Origin of the sequence: Streptomyces reniochalinae, from assembly GCF_003323735.1 — a bacterium.
In the GTDB taxonomy this organism is placed as follows: Bacteria; Actinomycetota; Actinomycetes; order Streptomycetales; family Streptomycetaceae; genus Streptomyces; species Streptomyces reniochalinae.
On record NZ_QOIM01000032.1, the window covers coordinates 91,547 to 110,061 of the forward strand.

Sequence of the window (18,515 nt, forward strand, 5' to 3'; positions counted from 1 at the left end):
CCCGCCCGGCCGACGGCGCTGCTCAGGCGGCGATCTCGGCGTGCGCGGCCAGCAGCATCGCCGGGTCGGGGCTCTCCAGTACGGCCGGCTTGGCGAGCCCTTCGAGGACGATGAAGCGCAGCCGGTTGCCCCGCGACTTCTTGTCGACCTTCATCGTCTCCAGCAGCTTGGGCCACTGGTCGCCACGGTAGGTGACGGGCAGCCCGACCGACTCCAGCACCGCGCGGTGCCGGTCGGCGGTCGCGTCGTCGAGCCGGCCGGCGATCCGGCCGAGCTCGGCGGCGAAGACCATGCCCACCGAGACGGCCGCGCCATGCCGCCAGTTGTAGCGCTCGTTCTTCTCGATGGCGTGCCCGAGCGTGTGCCCGTAGTTGAGGATCTCCCGGCGGCCCGACTCCTTCAGGTCCTCCGAAACGACCTCGGCCTTCACCCGGATCGAGCGTTCGATCAGCTCCGCGGTGTGGTGGCCCTGAGGCGTCCTGGCCGCCTGCGGGTCGGACTCGATCAGCTCCAGGATGGCCGGATCGGCGATGAGGCCCGCCTTGATGATCTCGGCGAGACCGCTGACGTAGTCGTGGACGCCCAGCGACTCCAGCGCCGCCAGGTCGCACAGCACCCCGGCGGGCGGATGGAAGGCGCCCACCAGGTTCTTGCCCTCGGCGGTGTTGATGCCGGTCTTGCCGCCCACCGCCGCGTCCACCATGCCCAGCACCGTCGTGGGCACGGCGACCCAGCGCACCCCGCGCAGCCACGTCGCCGCCACGAACCCGGCCACGTCCGTGGTGGCCCCACCGCCGACACCGACGATCACGTCGGTGCGGGTGAAGCCGGTCTGCCCCAGCGCCTTCCAGCAGTAGGCGGCGACCTCGGCGGTCTTGGACTCCTCCGCGTTGGGCAGCTGGACGGCGATGACCTCGTAGCCCTGCTCGGCGAGGTCCTCGCGCAGCGCCTCACCGGTGGAGGCCAGCGCCTCGGGGTGCAGGACGGCGACGCGCTGCGCTGTCGAGCCGATGAGCTGGGGAAGCTCGCCGAGGAGCTGCCGGCCGACGAGCACGTCGTAGGGGGAGGTGCCCGCCGAGCCGCCCACGGTGATGCGGGCTACGGACGGGTGAGGGGTGGTCATCGCTGGTTCTCCGGCTGGGTGGACGGGAGCTGAAGGGCGGCGAGGATCTCGTCGGCGACCTGCTCGGGCGTACGGTCCTGAGTGCTGACGACGACGCGGGCCACCTCGGTGTACAGCGGCCTGCGCTCCTCCATCAGCGTGCGCCACTGCCGGCGGGGGTTGATCATGAGCAGCGGCCGTGCGGCGTCCAGGCCGACGCGCTTGACGGCCTCGGAGACGTCCATCTCCAAGAAGGCCACCGGCTGCCCGGCCAGCAGCGCCCTGGTCTCGTCCGCCAGCACGGCGCCGCCACCGAGGGCGAGGACGCCGGTGTGCTCGGCGAGCGCGGTGCGCACGGCGGCCCGCTCCAGCTCGCGGAAGTGCGGCTCGCCCTCGTCGAGGAAGATCTCCGAGATCGGCTTGCCCGCCGCCTCGACGATGTCCTGGTCGGTGTCGCGGCAGGTCACTCCCAGGCGCTCGGCCAGCACTGCGCCGACCGTCGACTTTCCGGCCCCCATGGGGCCGACGAGCACCACCGCGGGGCCACTCACTTGATCTCCAGGGAGTCGAGGTAACCGCGCACGTTGCGGCGCGTCTCCGCCACGCTGTCGCCGCCGAACTTCTCGGCCACCGCGTCCGCCAGCACGAGCGCCACCATCGCCTCGGCGACGATCCCCGCCGCCGGCACCGCACACACGTCCGAGCGCTGGTGGTGGGCCTTGTCCGGCTCGCCGGTGCGGACGTCGACGGTGGCCAGCGCGCGCGGCACGGTCGCGATCGGCTTCATCGCCGCCCGCACGCGCAGCAGCTCGCCGGTGGACAGGCCGCCCTCGGTGCCACCGCTGCGGCCCGAGGCGCGGCGGATGCCGTCGGGGGTGGCGAGGATCTCGTCGTGCGCCGCGGAGCCCGGCACCCGCGCCAGACCGAAGCCGTCACCCAGCTCGACGCCCTTGATCGCCTGGATGCCCATGAGCGCCCCGGCCAGCCGCGCGTCCAGGCGCCGGTCCCAGTGCACGTGCGAGCCCAGTCCGACGGGCACGCCGTGCGCCACGACCTCCACCACGCCGCCCAGCGTGTCACCGTCCTTGTGTGCCTGGTCGATCTGCGCGACCATCGCCTCGCTCGCGTCGGCGTCCAGGCAGCGCACCGGGTCGGCGTCCAGCCGCGCGACGTCCGCGGGCTGCGGGACCGTGCCGTAGGGCGCCTTGGCGGCGCCCAGCTCCACCACGTGCGAGACGAGTTCGAGGCCTGCCGTCTCGCGGAGGAAGGACCGGGCCACGGTGCCGAGCGCCACCCGGGCCGCGGTCTCGCGCGCGGACGCGCGCTCCAGGATCGGGCGGGCCTCGTCGAAGCCGTACTTCTGCATCCCGGCCAGGTCGGCGTGGCCGGGGCGGGGACGGGTCAGCGGAGCGTTGCGGGCCAGCTGCTCCAGCTCGTCGGCCTCGACCGGGTCGGCCGCCATCACCTTCTCCCACTTGGGCCACTCGGTGTTGCCGATCATGACCGCGACCGGCGAGCCGAGGGACCGCCCGTGGCGTACGCCGCCGAGGAAGGTGACCTCGTCGCGTTCGAACTTCATGCGGGCGCCGCGGCCGTAGCCGAGGCGGCGGCGCGCCAGCTCGTCGGCGACCATGTCCGTGGTCACCGGGACGCCGGAGGGGAGGCCCTCCAGCGTCGCCACGAGTGCGGGGCCGTGCGACTCCCCGGCGGTCAGCCAGCGCAACCTGCTCAACGGTGCTCCTCTCGGCCGCCGTGCGGCCCGTCCTCTTTCCTGGGAGCGATCCTCCCATGCCGGTGGCGAGGGCCTGCTCCCGTGCCCACCCTCCGGACGGACCCCGGTTCGCACCCCCGTTCGCACCCGGTGCGGAAGCGGGGGACGGAGTGCGGCGGGCCGTCCGGGTGCCGTCAGACGGCGCGGGAACGGAGCTCGGCCTCGCCGGCGGCCCGCATCGCGGCCAAGGGCGCGGGGCGGCCCGTCATCTGCTCCACCTGGAGCACCGCCTGGTGGACCAGCAGGTCGAGGCCGCCGATGACGGTGCCGGGCCAGGCGGCGGCCAGCGCCGTGGGCCACGGGTCGTAGAGGACGTCGAAGAGGGTGCCGCCGGACGCGGGGACCGCCTGGGCGAGCCCGTCCGTCGCCCCCGCCGGCGTCGTGGAGATCACCAGCGGCGCCCGCAGCCCCTCGGCGGCCCGCGCCCAGTCCGCCGTCCGCACGGCCACCCCGAGCCGCTCGCCCCAGCCGTGCATCTCGCGGGCCCGCTCCTGGCTGCGGACGTAGGCGGTGACCTCGCCCTCGCAGACGCGGGAGAGGGCGGCCAGCGCGGAGGAGGCGGTGGCTCCGGCACCCAGCACGGCGGCGGACTCGACACTGTCGATGCCGCGCTCGTGAAGCGCGGCGACCAGGCCGGGGATGTCGGTGTTGTCGCCGTGTCCGCGTCCTTCGCCGGTGAACACGACCGTGTTGACGGCCTCCACCGAGGCGGCCGTCTCGGTGACCTCGTCGAGCAGCGGCAGCACGGCCCGCTTGAGCGGCATGGTGAGCGACAGACCCGCCCACCGCGCGTCCAGACCGGCGAGGAAGCCCGCGATGCCCTCCTCGTCGACCTCGTACCTGCCGTAGGTCCACGCGTCGAGCCCGAGCTCCGCGTAGGCCGCCCTGTGCAGCACCGGCGAGAGGGAGTGGGCGATCGGGGAGCCGAGGACCGCGGCGCGGGTGGCGGTCTCGGGAACGGGGTGGGGCATCAGCCGCCGCTCTCCTTACTTCTTGCGCTGTTCCTTGTTGAAGTCTTCGACGTTCTTGCGGTGCTCGCTCGGGTCGTCGGTGAAGCGGGTGTCCCCCCGCTTGACCGTGACGAAGTACAGCCAGTCACCCGCGGTCGGGTCGAGGGCGGCCGTTATCGCCTGGTGACCGGGGTTGCCGATCGGCCCCGGCGGGAGCCCCTTGTGCAGATAGGTGTTGTACGGCGAGGGGTACTTGGTGTCGGCGACAGAGGTGTTCAGCGTGGAGCGGCCCATCGCGTAGTTGATCGTCGAGTCGAAGCCGAGGGCCATGTCCTTGTCGAGGCGGTTGTAGATGACCCGGGAGACCTTGCCGAACTCGTGGTCCTCCTGCGCCTCGGCCTGCACGAGCGAGGCGATGGTGATGATCTCCTCCGGCGTTTTGCCCGCCTTCTTCGCCTCGTCCTGGAGCCCGGTCTTGGCGTACTCGGCCTCCGCGCGGTCGACCATCTTGCGGAGCACGTCCTTGGGGGTGCTGTCCTTGCCGACGCTGTACCTGGAGGGGAAGAGGAAACCTTCCGGCTTGCCGTGTGCCCACTTGGGCAACCCGATGTCGCCCGAGGCGGCCGCCTTCTTGGTGGTGCCCTCGTCGACGTCGAGCTTCTTGTCGATCTCCTCGTAGATCCTCTTCGCCCGCCAGCCCTCGGCGATGATGAGGCCGTTCTGGCTCGCCGGGTCGCGCATCATCTCCACGGCGCCGGCCCCGGACATCCTCTTGCGGAGGGTGTAGGTGCCGGCCTGGATGCTCTTGCCGTCCGCCGCCTCCACGAACGCCCCGGCGCTCTTGACCACGCCTGCCTTGCGCAGCACCTGGCCCATCTCGGAGAGCGAGGCTCCCTCGGGGACGTCGACCATGACCTCGCCCGATCCCTTGCCCGCGTAGTCGGGGGCGGGGGCGAAGTGCGACTGGTAGAAGTCGTAGCCGACATAGCCGAGGACACCGACGCCGGCGATGAGGGCCGCGGAGATGACCAGGGCGCAGCCGCGGCCGCGCTTGGCGCCGCTCCCGCCCCGGCGCCCCCTTCGGGGGCCCGCGTCGCCGTCCGCGTCGTCCTCGTCCCAGGCGCCGTCGGGATCGTCGTCGTCGCGGTCCAGGAAGAAGGCGCGCTCGCCCTGGTCGGGGCCCGGGTCCCAGCCGGTTTCCGGGTCGGCGCCGGTGCCGGGGGCCGCCGAGGGGCCGGGAGTGGGGCCGCCCTCGTGCGGGTGCTGCGGGGGCACGGCTTCGGTCCGGTAGCCGTACGGCGCGGGGGTCTCGCCCGTGTGTTCCCCTGCCGGATAGGCACCCGCCGGGTACTGGCCCGTGGCGTACTCGCCGGTCGGGTACTCACCAGTGGAGTACTCGCCCGGGGCGTACCCGCCCGAGGAGTACTCGCCGACCGGGTACTCGCCCGAGCCGTACCCCTGCGCCGGGTACTGGCCGGTGTGCGGGCCTCCGGCCGGGTACTGGCCGGTCGCGTACTCACCCGACGGGTAGCCGACGGTGCCGTACTCCCCTGACGGGTACTCCCCCGTGCCGTATGCCCCTGCCGCGTACCCGCCCGCCGGGTATCCGCCCGTGGAGTACTCCCCGGAGGGGTACTCACCCGCCGCGTACCCGAGGGCGCCGTACTCCCCTGACGGGTACGCGCCCGTCGGGTAGGTGCCGGTGGCGTACTGCCCGGTGCCGTAGGGATCCCCGGCCTGACCAACCTGGTGGTGTCCTCCGGTGTCGGTGTACGACGCGGGGGCGTAGTGCTGCCCGTGCCCCTGCGAGGCGTACGGATCGTGCTGGGGATCGAACCAGCCGCCGTCGCCGTACTGCTGCGGGTACTGCTGTTCGTATTGCTGTTCTGCGTACTGCTGCTGCGCGTACTGCTGCTCGGGGTGGGGCGAGGGCTGGTTCCAGCCACCGGGGTATCCGGGCTGCTGATCCCCGTAGAGAGGGTCGTCAGGGTCCCACGCTTGGGAGCCCTGTCCCGGGCCATACTCAGTCATCGATCCCCTTGAGACGCGAGGCGGCAGCCGGGCCGCGTGCCGGGCGTCCGGGTCGGAACCGGCCGGGGCGTGTGCGGCACGCGTGAGGATGCGGCGGCTGCCGTGTCGCGCGGAACGTTACCGCACCGCGATCAGACAACCACTTCGACGCATTGCCCCGGCGGCCCTCCCGAGCTGCGCTCCGTCTCCAGCGCGTTCTGCAAGATCACCACGGCCGCCGCCTGGTCGATGCGTGAACGCCCCTTCCTGGAGCTGACTCCCGAGGCCCGCATGCCCGCCGCGGCGGTGACCGTGGAGAGGCGTTCGTCCACGAGCCGCACCGGGACCGGTGTGATGTTTTTCGCCAGCTGCTCGGCGAACGCGCGCACCTTCGCCGCCGCGGGGCCCTCCCCGCCGCTGAGCGAACGGGGCAGCCCGACGACGACCTCCAGTGGCTCGTACTCCTCGGTCAGCACGGCCAGCCGCCGCTGCGCCGCCGGCACGTCCTTGCCCGGCACCGTCTCGACGGGGGTCGCGAGGACCCCGTCGGGGTCGCTGCTCGCGACCCCGATCCGGGCGTCACCGACGTCGACGGCGAGCCGCCTGCCGCGCCGGAAGGACGCCGCGGCACCGGGGTCCACCGCGTCCATCAGGCGTTGCCCCCGGCCTCGGCCACGAGGCGCTCGACGGCGGCGACGGCCTCGTCGACGGCCTCCGGGTCCTGGCCGCCGCCCTGGGCGACGTCCGGCTTGCCGCCACCGCCGCCGCCCAGCGCCTTGGCGGCCGTACGCACCAGGTCACCGGCGCGCAGTCCGGCCTCGCGGGCGCCCTCGTTGGTGGCGATGACGGTGAGCGGGCGGCCGTTCGTGACGGCGAACAGCGCGACCACGGCAGGACGGCTGCCGAGGCGCTGGCGCACGTCCAGGACGAGGGTGCGCAGGTCGTCGGCGGCGGTGCCGTCGGGAACCCGGGCGGCGGCCAGAAGGGTGCCGCGCACGTCCTTGGCGCCGTCGGCGATCCCGGCGGCGGCCTGGAGGACCTTCTCGGCCCGGAACCGCTCGATCTCCTTCTCGGCGTCCTTGAGCCGGGTCAGCATCCCGGAGATCCGCTCGGGCAGCTCCTCCGAGCGGCCCTTGACGAGCTCGGTCAGCTGCGAGACGACGGTGTGCTCCCGCGCCAGGAACTTGTAGGCGTCCACGCCGACCAGCGCCTCCACACGGCGCACGCCGGAGCCGATGGAGGACTCGCCCAGCAGCTTGACCAGGCCGAGCTGCGAGGTGTTGTGCACGTGGGTGCCGCCGCACAGCTCCTTGGAGAAGTCGCCGATGGTCACCACGCGCACGGTCTGGCCGTACTTCTCACCGAACTCGGCGAGCGCGCCCTGCTTCTTGGCGTCGTCGATGCCCATGTACTCGGCCTGCACGTCGAGTTCCCTGGCGAGGACCTCGTTGATCTTCTGCTCGACGTCGGTGAGCACGGTGCCGGGAACGGCGGCGGGCGAGCCGAAGTCGAAGCGGAAGCGGCCCGGGGCGTTCTCCGACCCGGCCTGGGCGGCCGTGGGACCCAGCGCGTCACGCAGTGCCTGGTGGGTGAGGTGGGTGGCGCTGTGGGCGCGGGCGATGGAACGGCGCCGGTCCCCGTCGATCCGCGTGTGCGCCGCCGAGCCGACGGTGACCTCACCGACCTGGACGGTGCCCTTGTGCACGCTGACGCCGGGCACCGGCTGCTGGACGTCGCGCACCTCGATGACGGCGCCGCCCTCCAGCCGGATGCGGCCGGTGTCGGCGAGCTGGCCGCCGCCCTCGGCGTAGAAGGGGGTGCGGTCCAAGACGACCTCGACGTCGTCGCCCTCGCTCGCGGCGGGCGAGGAGACGCCGTCGACCAGCAGCCCGACGACGGTGGCCTCGCCCGAGGTCTCGAAGTAGCCGGTGAAGTCGGTGGATCCCGCGCTGTCGGCGATCTCGCGGTAGGCCGACATGTCGGCGTGGCCGGTTTTCTTCGCCCGGGCGTCGGCCTTGGCCCGCTCCCGCTGCTCCTTCATCAGCCTGCGGAAGCCCCGCTCGTCCACCGAGAGGCCCTGTTCGGCGGCCATCTCCAGGGTGAGGTCGATGGGGAAGCCCCAGGTGTCGTGGAGCAGGAACGCCTTGTCGCCGGACAGGACGGAGCCGCCGGACTGCTTGGTCTCGGTGACGGCCCCGTCGAGGATGTTGGTGCCGGCCTTCAGGGTCTTGAGGAAGGCGGCCTCCTCGGCGAGCGCGACGGTCTCGATGCGCTTGCGGTCGGTGATCAGTTCGGGGTACTGCTGCCCCATCGTCTCGATGACGACGTCGATCAGCTCCTGGACCACGGGTCCGGTGGCGCCCAGGATGCGCATGTTGCGGATGGCGCGGCGCATGATGCGCCGCAGCACGTAGCCGCGGCCCTCGTTGCCGGGGGTGACGCCGTCGCCGATGAGCATGACCGAGGTGCGGATGTGGTCGCTGACGACGCGCAGCGACACGTCGCTCTGTTCGGCGGCACCGTAGGAGACGCCGGTCAGCGCGGTGGCCTTGTCGATGACGGCGCGCGAGGTGTCGATCTCGTACATGTTGTGCACGCCCTGGAGGATCATCGCCAGGCGTTCGAGACCGAGACCGGTGTCGATGTTCTTGCTGGGCAGGTCGCCGAGGATCTCGAAGTCCGTCTTGGTGGAGCCCTCGCCCCGCTCGTACTGCATGAAGACGAGGTTCCAGATCTCCACGTACCGCTCGTCGTTGACGGCCGGGCCGCCCTCGCGGCCGAACTCGGGCCCGCGGTCGTAGTTGATCTCCGAGCAGGGTCCGCACGGCCCCGGAACGCCCATGGACCAGTAGTTCTCCTCCATGCCCAGGCGCTGGATGCGCTCCTCGGGCACGCCGACGACGTCGCGCCAGATGCGCTCGGCCTCGTCGTCCTGCTCGTAGACCGTGATCCACAGACGCTCGGGGTCGAGGCCGTAGCCGCCCTGCCCCTGAGGGCTGGTCAGCAGCTCCCAGGCCAGCTTGGCCGCGCCCTCCTTGAAGTAGTCGCCGAAGGAGAAGTTGCCGCACATCTGGAAGAAGGTGCCGTGCCGGGTGGTCTTGCCGACCTCCTCGATGTCCGGCGTGCGCACGCACTTCTGCACGCTGGTGGCGCGCGACCAGGGCGGGGTGACCTCGCCCAGGAAGTACGGCTTGAAGGGGACCATGCCCGCGGGAACCAGCAGCAGCGTCGGGTCGTCCGCGATCAGCGACGCCGACGGCACGACGTGGTGCCCCCGCTCCTCGAAGAAGCGCAGCCAGCGGCGGCGGATTTCAGCCGACTCCATCAGTGGTCCTCATTCCGGTCGTTCGAGTGGTGGGGGTGAGCCCGGGGGCCGCTCAGGTCCTTGCGCCCGGGCGCGGGGTGGACGGTGCCCAGTTGCGGGACGCCCTGCTGCCGCGGGAGCGAGGCCGTCCCGCGACCGGGGAGCTGCGGCCCGGGGCCGTCGTCCTCGGGCGTGTCGAGGCCCAGCGCGTCCTTGAGTTCGCTCTCGCGCTGCGCCATTCCCGCGCGGACGTCGAGGGCGAACTCGCGCAGCCGGTGGCCGCCTTCGACGGCCTTGTCGGCCGCGCGGACGGCCAGCGCGTCGGGGGCGAGGCTGCGGATCTTGCGCTGGACCTTGGTGGTGGCCCAGACACCGGCGGCGGCGCCGGTGGTGAACCAGAAGGCTCGGCGGAACATGCGGGATCAGCCCCTTCGGCGCTTGCGGCCGCCGCGCCGGGCGGCGGGAACGGTACGGCCGACGACGACGTTCCCCGCGTCCCGCGTCTCCTGGGACCCGGGCTCCTTGCGGCCGAGAGCGCGCCGTACGCCGTAGCCGAACGCCGCGACCTTGACGAGCGGGCCGCCGAAGGTGGTGGAGACCGTGGAGGAGAGCGCGGAGGCGTTGGAGGTGACCTCCTGGACGTCCGAGGCGATCGCGTCGACGCGGTCCAGCTGGGTCTGTGCGGAGCGGACGGTCGCCGACGCCTCTCCCAGGAGGGGGACCGCCTGCTCCGTCACGCCCGTCACCAGCTTGGTCGCCGCCTTGAGCGTCTGTGCGAGCCTCACCAGCACCACGGCGAGGAACGACACCAGGATCGCCCAGAAGACGGCCACGAGGAGACCGGCCACTTCTCCACCGGACACGCTGCACCGCTTCCCTTGAGGTCATGGGGTCGGCCGCCGCTCGCCGGGTGGCCGACCGCGGCGGCGTATGAGGTACCGACCTTATCGCGTGGCGGGACCGGCCCTGTACCGGATTCCGGCCCTGGGCGCCGCCGGGCGTACCGGCGGGAGACGAGCGGGAGGGAGGCCGGAGGGGAAATGCAGCGGCCCGCCCTCGCGTACCGGATCTGGCCGGTGCCGCGGGACGGGCCGCTGGGGAACCGCTGAGGTCAGCGGGCGTAGTACTCGACGACGAGCTGCTCGTCGCAGATCACCGGGATCTCCTTGCGGTTGGGGTCCCGGTCCAGGCGGAACGCGAGCGCCTGCAGGTTGACCTGCAAGTAGCGCGGGGTCTCGCCCTCGCCCGCGTAGCCACCCTCACGGGCGACCTGGAAGGGGTACTTCTGGCGGCTGCGCTCGCGCACCATCACCACGTCGTCGGGACGGACGCGGAAGGACGGCTTGTCGACCTTCCGGTCGTTGACGCTGATGTGGCCGTGCACGACCATCTGGCGCGCCTGGTAGATGGTGCGGGCCAGGCCGGCCCGCAGCACGAGCGCGTCCAGCCGCCGCTCCAGCTCGACGACCAGGGCCTCGCCGGTCTTGGCGTCGGTCTTGCGCGCGCGGTCGTACGCGCGGCGCATCTGGCTCTCGCTGATGTCGTACTGCGCGCGCAGGCGCTGCTTCTCCAGCAGACGGACCTTGTAGTCGCTGTTCTGCTTGCGGCCCCTGCCGTGCTCCCCGGGCGGGTACGGGCGCTGCTCGAAGTACTTGACGGCCTTCGGGGTCAGCGCGACGCCCAGGGCACGCGACTTCTTGACCTTGGGACGCGACTGGTTCACGTTGAACGGACCTCCGTGTAAGTTAGGTGAGCCTTACCTTAGCTGAGGAGTACGCATGTTTCGACCTGGGATCCCCCTGCCTGGCACACACGCCGAGGAGGGACAGCCGCGTCCCGTGGAAGACGCCCGGCAGCCGACCGCCGCCGAACGTGTACGAACCCTCGCGCAATCCAGCGTATCCGCCCTGCTCACCATTCCCGGCGCCGCCCAAGCCGGCGCCGACCCGGCAGCCGGCATCCCCGAGGCCCGCGCCGTCACCCCCGGTGGGGACGTCATCGTGCTGGTTGCGGCGGACTCCGTGGAAGCCCGCGTGTGCGCCTACGCGCAGGACGACGACCTCGCCGCGGTGATGGAGATCACGGACGTGGCGCCGGTCTCGGTACCGCACCGCGTACGCGGACGCGCCTGGATCGCCGGCTGGCTCACCCCCGTACGCGGCGACGAGCGCGCCGCCTGCGCCCGCCTGCTGGCCGAGGCCGCCCCCTCCGCGCCCGTCGCCGGGACCTCCCGGCAGATGCTGCGCCTGGAGGTCGGCGAGGCCTACGTCGACGACCTGTGGGGCGCCGAGGAGGTGGAACCCGACGCCTTCGCCGACGCCACCCGCGACCCCCTCGCCGCCCACGAGGCCGAACTCCTCCAGCACCTGGCCGCGGCCCACGCCGAGCAGGTGCGCGCGCTGTGCGCCTGCCAGGGGTGGGAGCGCTCCGCACCGCTGGCCCTGGACCGGTTCGGACTGCGGGTGCGGGGGTGGAACGCCGCCGGAGCGTGCGCGGACACCCGCTTCGACTTCGCCGAGCCCGTTTCCTCCGTCGCCGGGCTGCGGCACGCGATGCACTCCCTGTTCACCCGGGGCGGCTGACGCGGCACGCCCCGCAGGCCGCCCGCCCTGCCGCGCGGCAGAACACCGAGGCCGCCCCGCCGCGCGGCAGGCCACAGCCCTCACTAGAGTGGATGTGTCCCTTTTGCCCGGAAGCCGGCAGGGAGCGTGTGACGTCTCCGGAGATCGACTACGCGGCCCTCTTCGCCGCCTCGCCCAGCGCCTACGCGCTGCTGGGCCCCGACCTGGTCATCAGGGACGTCAACCGCGCGTATCTGGAGCTCACCCTGCGCATCAGGGACGAGTTGGTCGGCAAGCACATCTTCGACGTCTTCCCGGAGAACCGCGCCGACCCCGAGGCCGACGGCATCCGCAGCCTGAAATCCTCGCTGCACCGGGTCATCACCTTCCGCAAGGTGGACGTCATCCCCCTCCAGAAGTACGACATCCCGGTCGCCGGCAAGCCCGGGGTCTTCGAGGAGCGCTGGTGGCACACGGTCAACACCCCACTGCTGGCCCCGGACGGATCCGTGGAGGCCGTGCTGTGCCGCGAAGAGGACATGACCGGCTTCATCCGCTCCTACCAGGAGCAGCACGGCAGCATCCCCGCCCTCACCGAGGCGACGGCAGACGGCGCGGACCTGCCGTCGCGGGACGGCACACAGGTGGCGGCCCGTGAGGGCGCGCAACCAGCCGACCCGCCCACCGGCAAGACCGCGCCCGATCTGACGACGCAGCTGTACGCGCGGGCCCAGGAACTCGTCCGGATCAACGAGGAACTGCGCCGGTCCAACGCCCAGGAACGGCAGGTGGCGCTCACCCTCCAGGAAGCGATGCTCTACTCGCCGGGACTCCCCCGGCCGAACGTCGCCGTCCGCTACCTGCCGGCCGCGGGAACCCTCAACGTGTGCGGCGACTGGTACGACGTGACCGACACCCACGAGGGCAGATTCGCGGCGGCCGTCGGCGACGTGGTCGGCCACGGCCTGGAGGCGGCAGCCGTCATGGGCATGCTGCGCAGCGCGCTCAGCGCGGCGATGCGCGCCACGGACGGCCCCGCCAGGGCCCTACAGGTCCTGGGCCTGTACGCGGGCACCGTCGAGGGGGCGATGAACGCGACAGCCGTCAAGGTCGTGGTCGACAGCCAGCACCGCACGCTCACCTACAGCAGCGCGGGCCACCCGCCGCCGATCCTGCGGCGCCCGGACGGCAGCTGCGAACTCCTCGACCAGGCCACCGATCCGCCACTGGCCACCCGCGCCGACGAGGCGGAACCGCGCGCGCAGGCCACCCGGGCCTACACCCCGGGAGACGTCCTCGTCCTGTACACCGACGGCCTCATCGAACGCCGGGACGAGGACATCGACACGGGGCTCGCGCGCCTGACCGCGGCCGTCTCCGAACGCGGCGGCCTGGGCCCCGAGGACCTGGCGGACGCGCTGCTGGCCGGGCTGGGCGTCAGCGAGGGCTCCGTGGACGACGTCGCGCTGGTCGTCATCCGGCTGTAGCAGGCCCCTGCTCGCCGCTCGGCGGGCGCTGGACGTCCTCCCCGCGCAGCCGCGCCCTGACGCGCTCGGCCACCTGGGCGTAGCGGGCCTCCGCGCCGTACCCGGTGGGCTCGTAGTAGCGCCTGCCGTGGACCTCGTCCGGCGCGTACTGCTGGGCCGCGATACCGCCGGGAAGGTCGTGCGGGTACTGGTAGCCCTTGCCGTGGCCCAGCTTCTGCGCGCCCTTGTAGTGGCTGTCCCGCAGGTGGGACGGCACGGGCCCGGCGTGCCCCGCCCGCACGTCCGCGAGCGCCGCGTCGACGGCGAGGTAGACCGCGTTGGACTTGGGGGCCAGCGCCAGCGCCACCGTGGCCTGGCTCAGCGTGATGCGGGCCTCGGGAAAACCGATCATGGCGACGGCCTGCGCCGCGGCCACCGCCGTCTGGAGCGCCTGGGGATCGGCGAGCCCGATGTCCTCGCTCGCGGAGATCATCAGACGGCGGGCGATGAACCGCGGGTCCTCGCCCGCCTCGATCATCCGCGCCAGGTAGTGCAGCGCCGCGTCCACGTCCGAGCCGCGGATGGACTTGATCAGCGCGCTGGCCACGTCGTAGTGCTGATCGCCCGCCCGGTCGTACTTGACCGCGGCCTTGTTCACCGCCTCCTCGACGGTGGACAGGGCGACGGTGGACTCGCCCTTGGCCATCGCCGCGCCCGCGCCCGCCTCCAGCGCCGTCAACGCGCGCCGTGCGTCGCCGCCCGCGATGCGCAACAGGTGCGCCTCGGCGTCCTCGGGGAGGGTGACACGGGCGTCGAGCCCGCGCTCGTCGGCGACGGCGCGCCGCAGCAGTCCGCGGATGTCGTCGTCGGTCAGCGGCTCCAGCGTCAGCAGCAGGGAACGGGAGAGCAGCGGCGAGATCACGGAGAAGTACGGGTTCTCCGTCGTCGCGGCGATCAGGGTGACCCAGCGGTTCTCCACCGCGGGCAGCAGGGAGTCCTGCTGGGCCTTGCTGAACCTGTGGATCTCGTCGAGGAAGAGGACGGTCTCCTTGCCGTAGGCGCCCGAGGAACGGCGGGCACCGTCGATGACGGCACGCACCTCCTTGACCCCTGCGGTGATCGCCGACAGTTCCACGAACCGCTTGTCCGTGGCCTGGCTGACGACGTACGCGAGCGTCGTCTTGCCGGTGCCCGGAGGGCCCCACAGCATCACCGACGAGGACCCCGCGGGGCCGCCGCCGCCCTCCCCCACCAGGCGGCGCAGCGGCGAGCCCGGGCGCAGCAGATGCTGCTGCCCCACGACCTCGTCCAGGTCGCGCGGGCGCATCCGCACGGCCAGCGGGCTGGCGGAGGGGTCCTTGGCCTGGCGGTCTTCTGCTGCTGCGGTGAAAAGATCGGGCTCCACAACAAGAAACCCTAAGTCAGGCCACCGACGAAGGTCCCGCCCGCCGGGTCGCTCGCACGCGCCTCGCCCTCAGCGCGGGGTCCCCCACCATGCCGACGGCGGGGTCAGCCCGTCCAGAAGTCCCACCAGTGCGTGAGGACGAGAACGCCGATCACGCCGATGTGCAGCACCGGCAGCACCCACGGGAACTCGTCCGCGAAGCCGCGCACCGCAGCGGGCGCGGGCAGGAACCCGTTGCGGACGTTGTGCGCCGTCACGTACCAGAACATGACGATGGTGATGACCCAGGCCAGGCAGCACCACAGGCACAGGTTGCCGATCACGTACAGCGACTGGTACTGGAGCCACGACACGAAGCCGGCACCGAAGAGGCAGCCCGCGTTGAACGTCAGCCAGTACCAGCGCGGGAAGGTGACGCGGGTGAGCAGGGAGACACCGACGCAGACGACGATGCCGTAGGCCACCAGGCCGATCATGGGGTTGGGGGCGCCGAAGGCCGCGGCCTGGTCGCTGCGCATGATGTTGCCGCAGGCGATGACCGGGTTGATGCTGCACGCCGGCTTGAAGTTCTTGTCCTCCAGGAGCTTGAACTTGTCCAGCGTGATGACCCAGGACGCGAGCAGGCCCGCGGCGCCGGTGATGATCAGCATCCAGCCGAACGCCTTGCTCGCGCCGACGGCACCCCCCTTCGGTGCGTCAGCGGTCGCATGCGCCTCACCGGGGGGTGCCGTCATCGTCATAGCCTTCGTCCCGTCATCTGGTCATGTCCGGTACCGGGCTCATTCTGCCCCAACTCGCTGTGTGGTCAGCGCAGCTTGTCCCGTACCCCGGCCACCGCGGCCGCCAGCTCGACGGCGGTCTGCTCGCCGCTCGCGAGGTCCTTGAGCTGGACGACGCCGTCGGCGAGATCGCGCTCGCCCAGCAGCAGCGCGAAGCGCGCCCCGGAACGGTTGGCCGACTTCATGGCGTTCTTCATGCCCTTGCCGCCGTAGGCGAGATCGGCCGCGACGCCCTCCCTGCGCAACTGAGTGACCAGGCGGAACAGCCGTCGCCTGGCCTCCTCGCCGAGCGGCACCGCGTACACCTCGGTGACCGCGGGCAGCGCGAGAGCGACGCCCTCCGCCTCCAGCGCGAGGACCGTGCGGTCCACCCCCAGTGCCCATCCGACGGACGGCAGCTCAGGCCCCCCGATCATCTCGGAGAGACCGTCGTAGCGGCCGCCCCCGCCGATCGCGGACTGGGATCCCAGGCCGTCGTGAACGAACTCGAAAGTGGTACGCGTGTAGTAGTCGAGTCCACGCACCAGCCGGGGATCGTCCTCGCAGGGGACGCCCGCGTCGGTGAGCAGCGCGCGCACCTCCTCGTGGAATGCCTCGCACTCCTCGCACAGGTGGTCGCGCATCATCGGCGCCCCCGCCAACTGCCGCTGGACGCTCTCCCGCTTGTCGTCGAGCACCCGCAGCGGGTTGATCTCGACGCGGGCGCGGGTGTCCTCGTCCAGGTCGAGGCCGCGCAGGAACTCCTGGAGTGCGGCCCGGTAGACGGGGCGGCAGGTGCGGTCGCCCAGGGAGTTGAGCAGCAGCCGGAAACCGCTCAGCCCGAGTGAACGGTAGGCGTCGTACGCCAGGATGATCAGCTCGGCGTCCAGCGTCGGGTCCTCGGTACCGATGGCCTCGGCCCCCACCTGGGAGAAGTGCCGGTAACGGCCCTTCTGCGGGCGCTCGTAGCGGTAGTAGGAGCCCGAGTACCACAGCTTCACCGGGAGGTTGCCGCCCCGGTGGAGGTTGGCCTCCAGCGCGGCGCGCAGCACCGAGGCGGTGCCCTCGGGGCGCAGCGCCAGCTCGTCGCCGCCCTTGGTGGTGAGGGTGTACATCTCCTTCGTCACGATGTCGGTGGACTCGCCGACACCGCGTGCGAACAGCTCGACGCTCTCGAATCCGGGCGTCTCCACATAGCCGTATCCCGACCTGCGCAGCGGCGCCGCCATGGCCTCGCGCACGGCGAGGTACGTCGCGGAGTCGGGCGGCAGCAGGTCGTAGGTGCCCTTGGGGGCGTTGAAGGTGCTCACGTGGCTTCTCGTCACATTCCTCGTCGCGGGGCGGCGTCGCCGACGCCGCCTCCTGGCCCGGCGGCCGCCACCTGCCGCAGGAAGGGGTTGGTGGCGCGCTCGGTGCCGATCGTCGTCTGGGGGCCGTGCCCGGCCAGCACCACGGTCTCGTCCTCCAGCGGCAGGCACACGCGTGCCAGCGAGCCGAGGATCTCCTCCGAGTCGCCTCCGGGCAGGTCGGTGCGTCCGACGGAGCCGGCGAACAGCAGGTCGCCCGAGAACAGCACAGGCGGTACGTCCGCCTTCTCGGGCATCCTGAACGTCACCGACCCCTTGGTATGGCCGGGCGCGTGCGCGACGGTGAACTCCAGCCCGGCCAGCCGCAGCGCGGCGCCGTCGGACAGCTCCTTGACGTCGTCCGGCTCGCCCACCGTCAGCTCGCCCATCAGGGGCGCTCCGATGGTCTGCCCGATGCCCTTCTCCGGGTCGCTCATCATGTAGCGGTCGGCCGGGTGGATCCAGGCGGGCACGTCGTGCGCACCGCAGACGGGGACGACGGAGGCGACGTGGTCGATGTGGCCGTGCGTGAGGATCACCGCGACCGGCTTGAGCCGGTGCTTGGCGACGGCCTCCTCGACCCCCTCGGCGGCCTGGTGGCCAGGGTCGATGATCACGCACTCCTCACCGGCGGCGGGGGCGACCAGGTAACAGTTGGTCCCCCAGGCCCCGGCGGGGAACCCCGCAACAAGCACGATCGTCCTTCATTTCGTCCGACAGCGGATCACAGCGGCGAAGCGGCCGAGCAGGCGCTTCGCCGGTCAGGCAGCAGCCAGCCTACCGGCGCCGGTGTACGCCGGGCCAACAGGTAAGAAGCACCAACGAGGGCGGGGCGGCCCACAGGGGAGACGTATACGGTACGTGAGCCCCCGCAGGTGCGACGCCTCGAAGGAGACGAGACCGTGGTCAGCAGTGAGCAGCGCAGAAAGCAGCTCGCCCGGGAGAAGTACGAGCGGTACCTCAAGCGCAAGGAAGAAGCCAGGCGCAGGGCCCGCGTCCGCAATACGGCGATCGCCATCGGCGTGGTGCTCGTCCTCGCGGCCGGCGGCGCCTATGCCGCCACGGGCGGGCTGAACGGGGACGAGAAGAAGGACGAAGCGGCCGACAAGCCCTCCGAGGCACCCACCAGCAAGGCCCCCGACCCCTGCGACAAGCCCGCCAAGGGCGAGCCCAGCGACAAGCAGTGGAAGAAGGAACCGGCCATGACGGTGGACGAGTCCGCCGACTACACGATGAAGCTGGAGACCAGCTGCGGGGACATCCCCGTCGAGATGGACGCGGACAAGGCCCCGCACACCGTCAACTCCTTCAACTTCCTGGCAGGCGAGAAGTACTTCGACCACTCGCCCTGCCACCGGATGACGGCGCTGCCCAAGCCCAAGCCGCTGTACGTGCTGCAGTGCGGCTCCCCGAAGGGCAGCCCGGCGGGCGGCCCCGGCTACGAACTCGACGACGAGAACCTCAAGGGCGCCGAGTACCCGGCCGGCACCGTCGCGATGGCCAACAGCGGCCCGGACACCGGCGGCAGCCAGTTCTTCCTCGTCTACAAGGACAGCGCGCTTCCGCCCAACTACACGCCGTTCGGGAAGGTCACCGACTCCGGCATGAAGGTGCTGAAGAAGATCGCGGACGCGGGGGTGGCGGCCCCGCAGGGCGACGGCCCGCCCAACGCCACCGTGGTGATCGACAAGGCTACGGTCCGTAAGTCCTGAAGGACCGGCCGTCGCCGCCCGCGCATCCGCCGTCCCGGACCGGCAATTCGCCGCCCGCCGGATGCGGACAGCGCGGGCGCCGGTCGCCTATGTTGGCTGTGACGAGAACCGTGGACGATGCCGGGGGGCC

The 18,515-nt window shown here is 72.0% G+C and carries 17 protein-coding genes; 3 read left to right on the plus strand and 14 right to left on the minus strand.

Annotated features, from left to right (window positions below):
• Positions 1–22: 22 nt before the first annotated feature.
• The 10 genes from aroB to rpsD form a co-directional block, all read right to left on the minus strand.
• On the minus strand, positions 23–1,123 hold the full coding sequence (gene aroB / locus DQ392_RS12630; RefSeq protein WP_114015668.1) for a 3-dehydroquinate synthase: 1,101 nt from the start codon (positions 1,121–1,123) through the stop codon (positions 23–25).
• Positions 1,120–1,653: a shikimate kinase gene (locus DQ392_RS12635; RefSeq protein WP_114015669.1), complete on the minus strand. Its 534-nt coding sequence runs from the start codon at positions 1,651–1,653 to the stop codon at positions 1,120–1,122. Before DQ392_RS12635 ends, aroB begins: the two co-directional genes overlap by 4 nt.
• The gene (gene aroC / locus DQ392_RS12640; protein ID WP_114015670.1) at positions 1,650–2,834 is read right to left on the minus strand and encodes a chorismate synthase; all 1,185 of its coding nucleotides are present in this window, start codon (positions 2,832–2,834) and stop codon (positions 1,650–1,652) included. Before aroC ends, DQ392_RS12635 begins: the two co-directional genes overlap by 4 nt.
• 173 nt (positions 2,835–3,007) lie before the next feature.
• Positions 3,008–3,844 (minus strand): shikimate dehydrogenase, encoded by an 837-nt coding sequence (locus DQ392_RS12645; protein ID WP_114015671.1) that lies wholly within the window; start codon positions 3,842–3,844, stop codon positions 3,008–3,010.
• A 15-nt stretch (positions 3,845–3,859) separates the two neighbouring features.
• Entirely contained in the window at positions 3,860–5,854 is a 1,995-nt protein-coding gene (mltG, locus tag DQ392_RS12650) for an endolytic transglycosylase MltG (protein ID WP_114015672.1), read from the minus strand.
• 131 nt (positions 5,855–5,985) lie between these two features.
• Positions 5,986–6,483, minus strand: coding sequence for a Holliday junction resolvase RuvX (ruvX, locus tag DQ392_RS12660; RefSeq protein WP_114015673.1), 498 nt, complete (start codon positions 6,481–6,483; stop codon positions 5,986–5,988).
• Positions 6,483–9,158, minus strand: coding sequence for an alanine--tRNA ligase (gene alaS / locus DQ392_RS12665; RefSeq protein ID WP_114015674.1), 2,676 nt, complete (start codon positions 9,156–9,158; stop codon positions 6,483–6,485). The genes ruvX and alaS overlap by 1 nt, the downstream gene beginning before the upstream one ends.
• On the minus strand, positions 9,158–9,553 hold the full coding sequence (locus DQ392_RS12670) for a DUF6167 family protein (RefSeq protein WP_114015675.1): 396 nt from the start codon (positions 9,551–9,553) through the stop codon (positions 9,158–9,160). Before DQ392_RS12670 ends, alaS begins: the two co-directional genes overlap by 1 nt.
• Positions 9,554–9,559: 6 nt before the next feature.
• The gene (locus DQ392_RS12675) at positions 9,560–10,000 is read right to left on the minus strand and encodes a DUF948 domain-containing protein (RefSeq protein WP_114015676.1); all 441 of its coding nucleotides are present in this window, start codon (positions 9,998–10,000) and stop codon (positions 9,560–9,562) included.
• Between the two features lie 248 nt (positions 10,001–10,248).
• A complete protein-coding gene (gene rpsD, locus DQ392_RS12680) occupies positions 10,249–10,860 on the minus strand; it encodes a 30S ribosomal protein S4 (protein ID WP_114015677.1) in 612 nt (203 codons plus the stop codon).
• A gap of 55 nt (positions 10,861–10,915) precedes the next feature.
• On the opposite strand from rpsD, the gene DQ392_RS12685 reads away from it, so the two are divergent.
• Together DQ392_RS12685 and DQ392_RS12690 are read left to right on the plus strand one after the other, a co-directional pair.
• The gene (locus tag DQ392_RS12685; RefSeq protein ID WP_245981403.1) at positions 10,916–11,719 is read left to right on the plus strand and encodes a DUF2470 domain-containing protein; all 804 of its coding nucleotides are present in this window, start codon (positions 10,916–10,918) and stop codon (positions 11,717–11,719) included.
• 92 nt (positions 11,720–11,811) lie between these two features.
• The gene (locus DQ392_RS12690) at positions 11,812–13,185 is read left to right on the plus strand and encodes a PP2C family protein-serine/threonine phosphatase (protein ID WP_114015679.1); all 1,374 of its coding nucleotides are present in this window, start codon (positions 11,812–11,814) and stop codon (positions 13,183–13,185) included.
• On the opposite strand, the gene DQ392_RS12695 is transcribed toward DQ392_RS12690, so the two are convergent.
• The 4 genes from DQ392_RS12695 to DQ392_RS12710 form a co-directional block, all read right to left on the minus strand.
• The gene (locus DQ392_RS12695) at positions 13,172–14,569 is read right to left on the minus strand and encodes a replication-associated recombination protein A (RefSeq protein ID WP_114015680.1); all 1,398 of its coding nucleotides are present in this window, start codon (positions 14,567–14,569) and stop codon (positions 13,172–13,174) included. The genes DQ392_RS12690 and DQ392_RS12695 overlap by 14 nt on opposite strands.
• A 104-nt stretch (positions 14,570–14,673) precedes the next feature.
• A complete protein-coding gene (locus tag DQ392_RS12700) occupies positions 14,674–15,303 on the minus strand; it encodes a vitamin K epoxide reductase family protein (RefSeq protein ID WP_425470522.1) in 630 nt (209 codons plus the stop codon).
• Between the two features lie 71 nt (positions 15,304–15,374).
• Positions 15,375–16,637, minus strand: a complete 1,263-nt coding sequence (gene hisS, locus DQ392_RS12705; RefSeq protein WP_114015682.1) for a histidine--tRNA ligase — start codon at positions 16,635–16,637, stop codon at positions 15,375–15,377.
• Positions 16,638–16,648: 11 nt separating this feature from the next.
• Positions 16,649–17,368, minus strand: coding sequence for an MBL fold metallo-hydrolase (locus DQ392_RS12710; RefSeq protein WP_114015683.1), 720 nt, complete (start codon positions 17,366–17,368; stop codon positions 16,649–16,651).
• Between the two features lie 207 nt (positions 17,369–17,575).
• On the opposite strand from DQ392_RS12710, the gene DQ392_RS12715 reads away from it, so the two are divergent.
• Positions 17,576–18,385 carry a peptidylprolyl isomerase gene (locus DQ392_RS12715; protein WP_114015684.1) on the plus strand — a complete coding sequence of 270 codons (810 nt, stop codon included), beginning with the start codon at positions 17,576–17,578 and terminating at the stop codon, positions 18,383–18,385.
• Positions 18,386–18,515 lie beyond the last annotated feature (130 nt).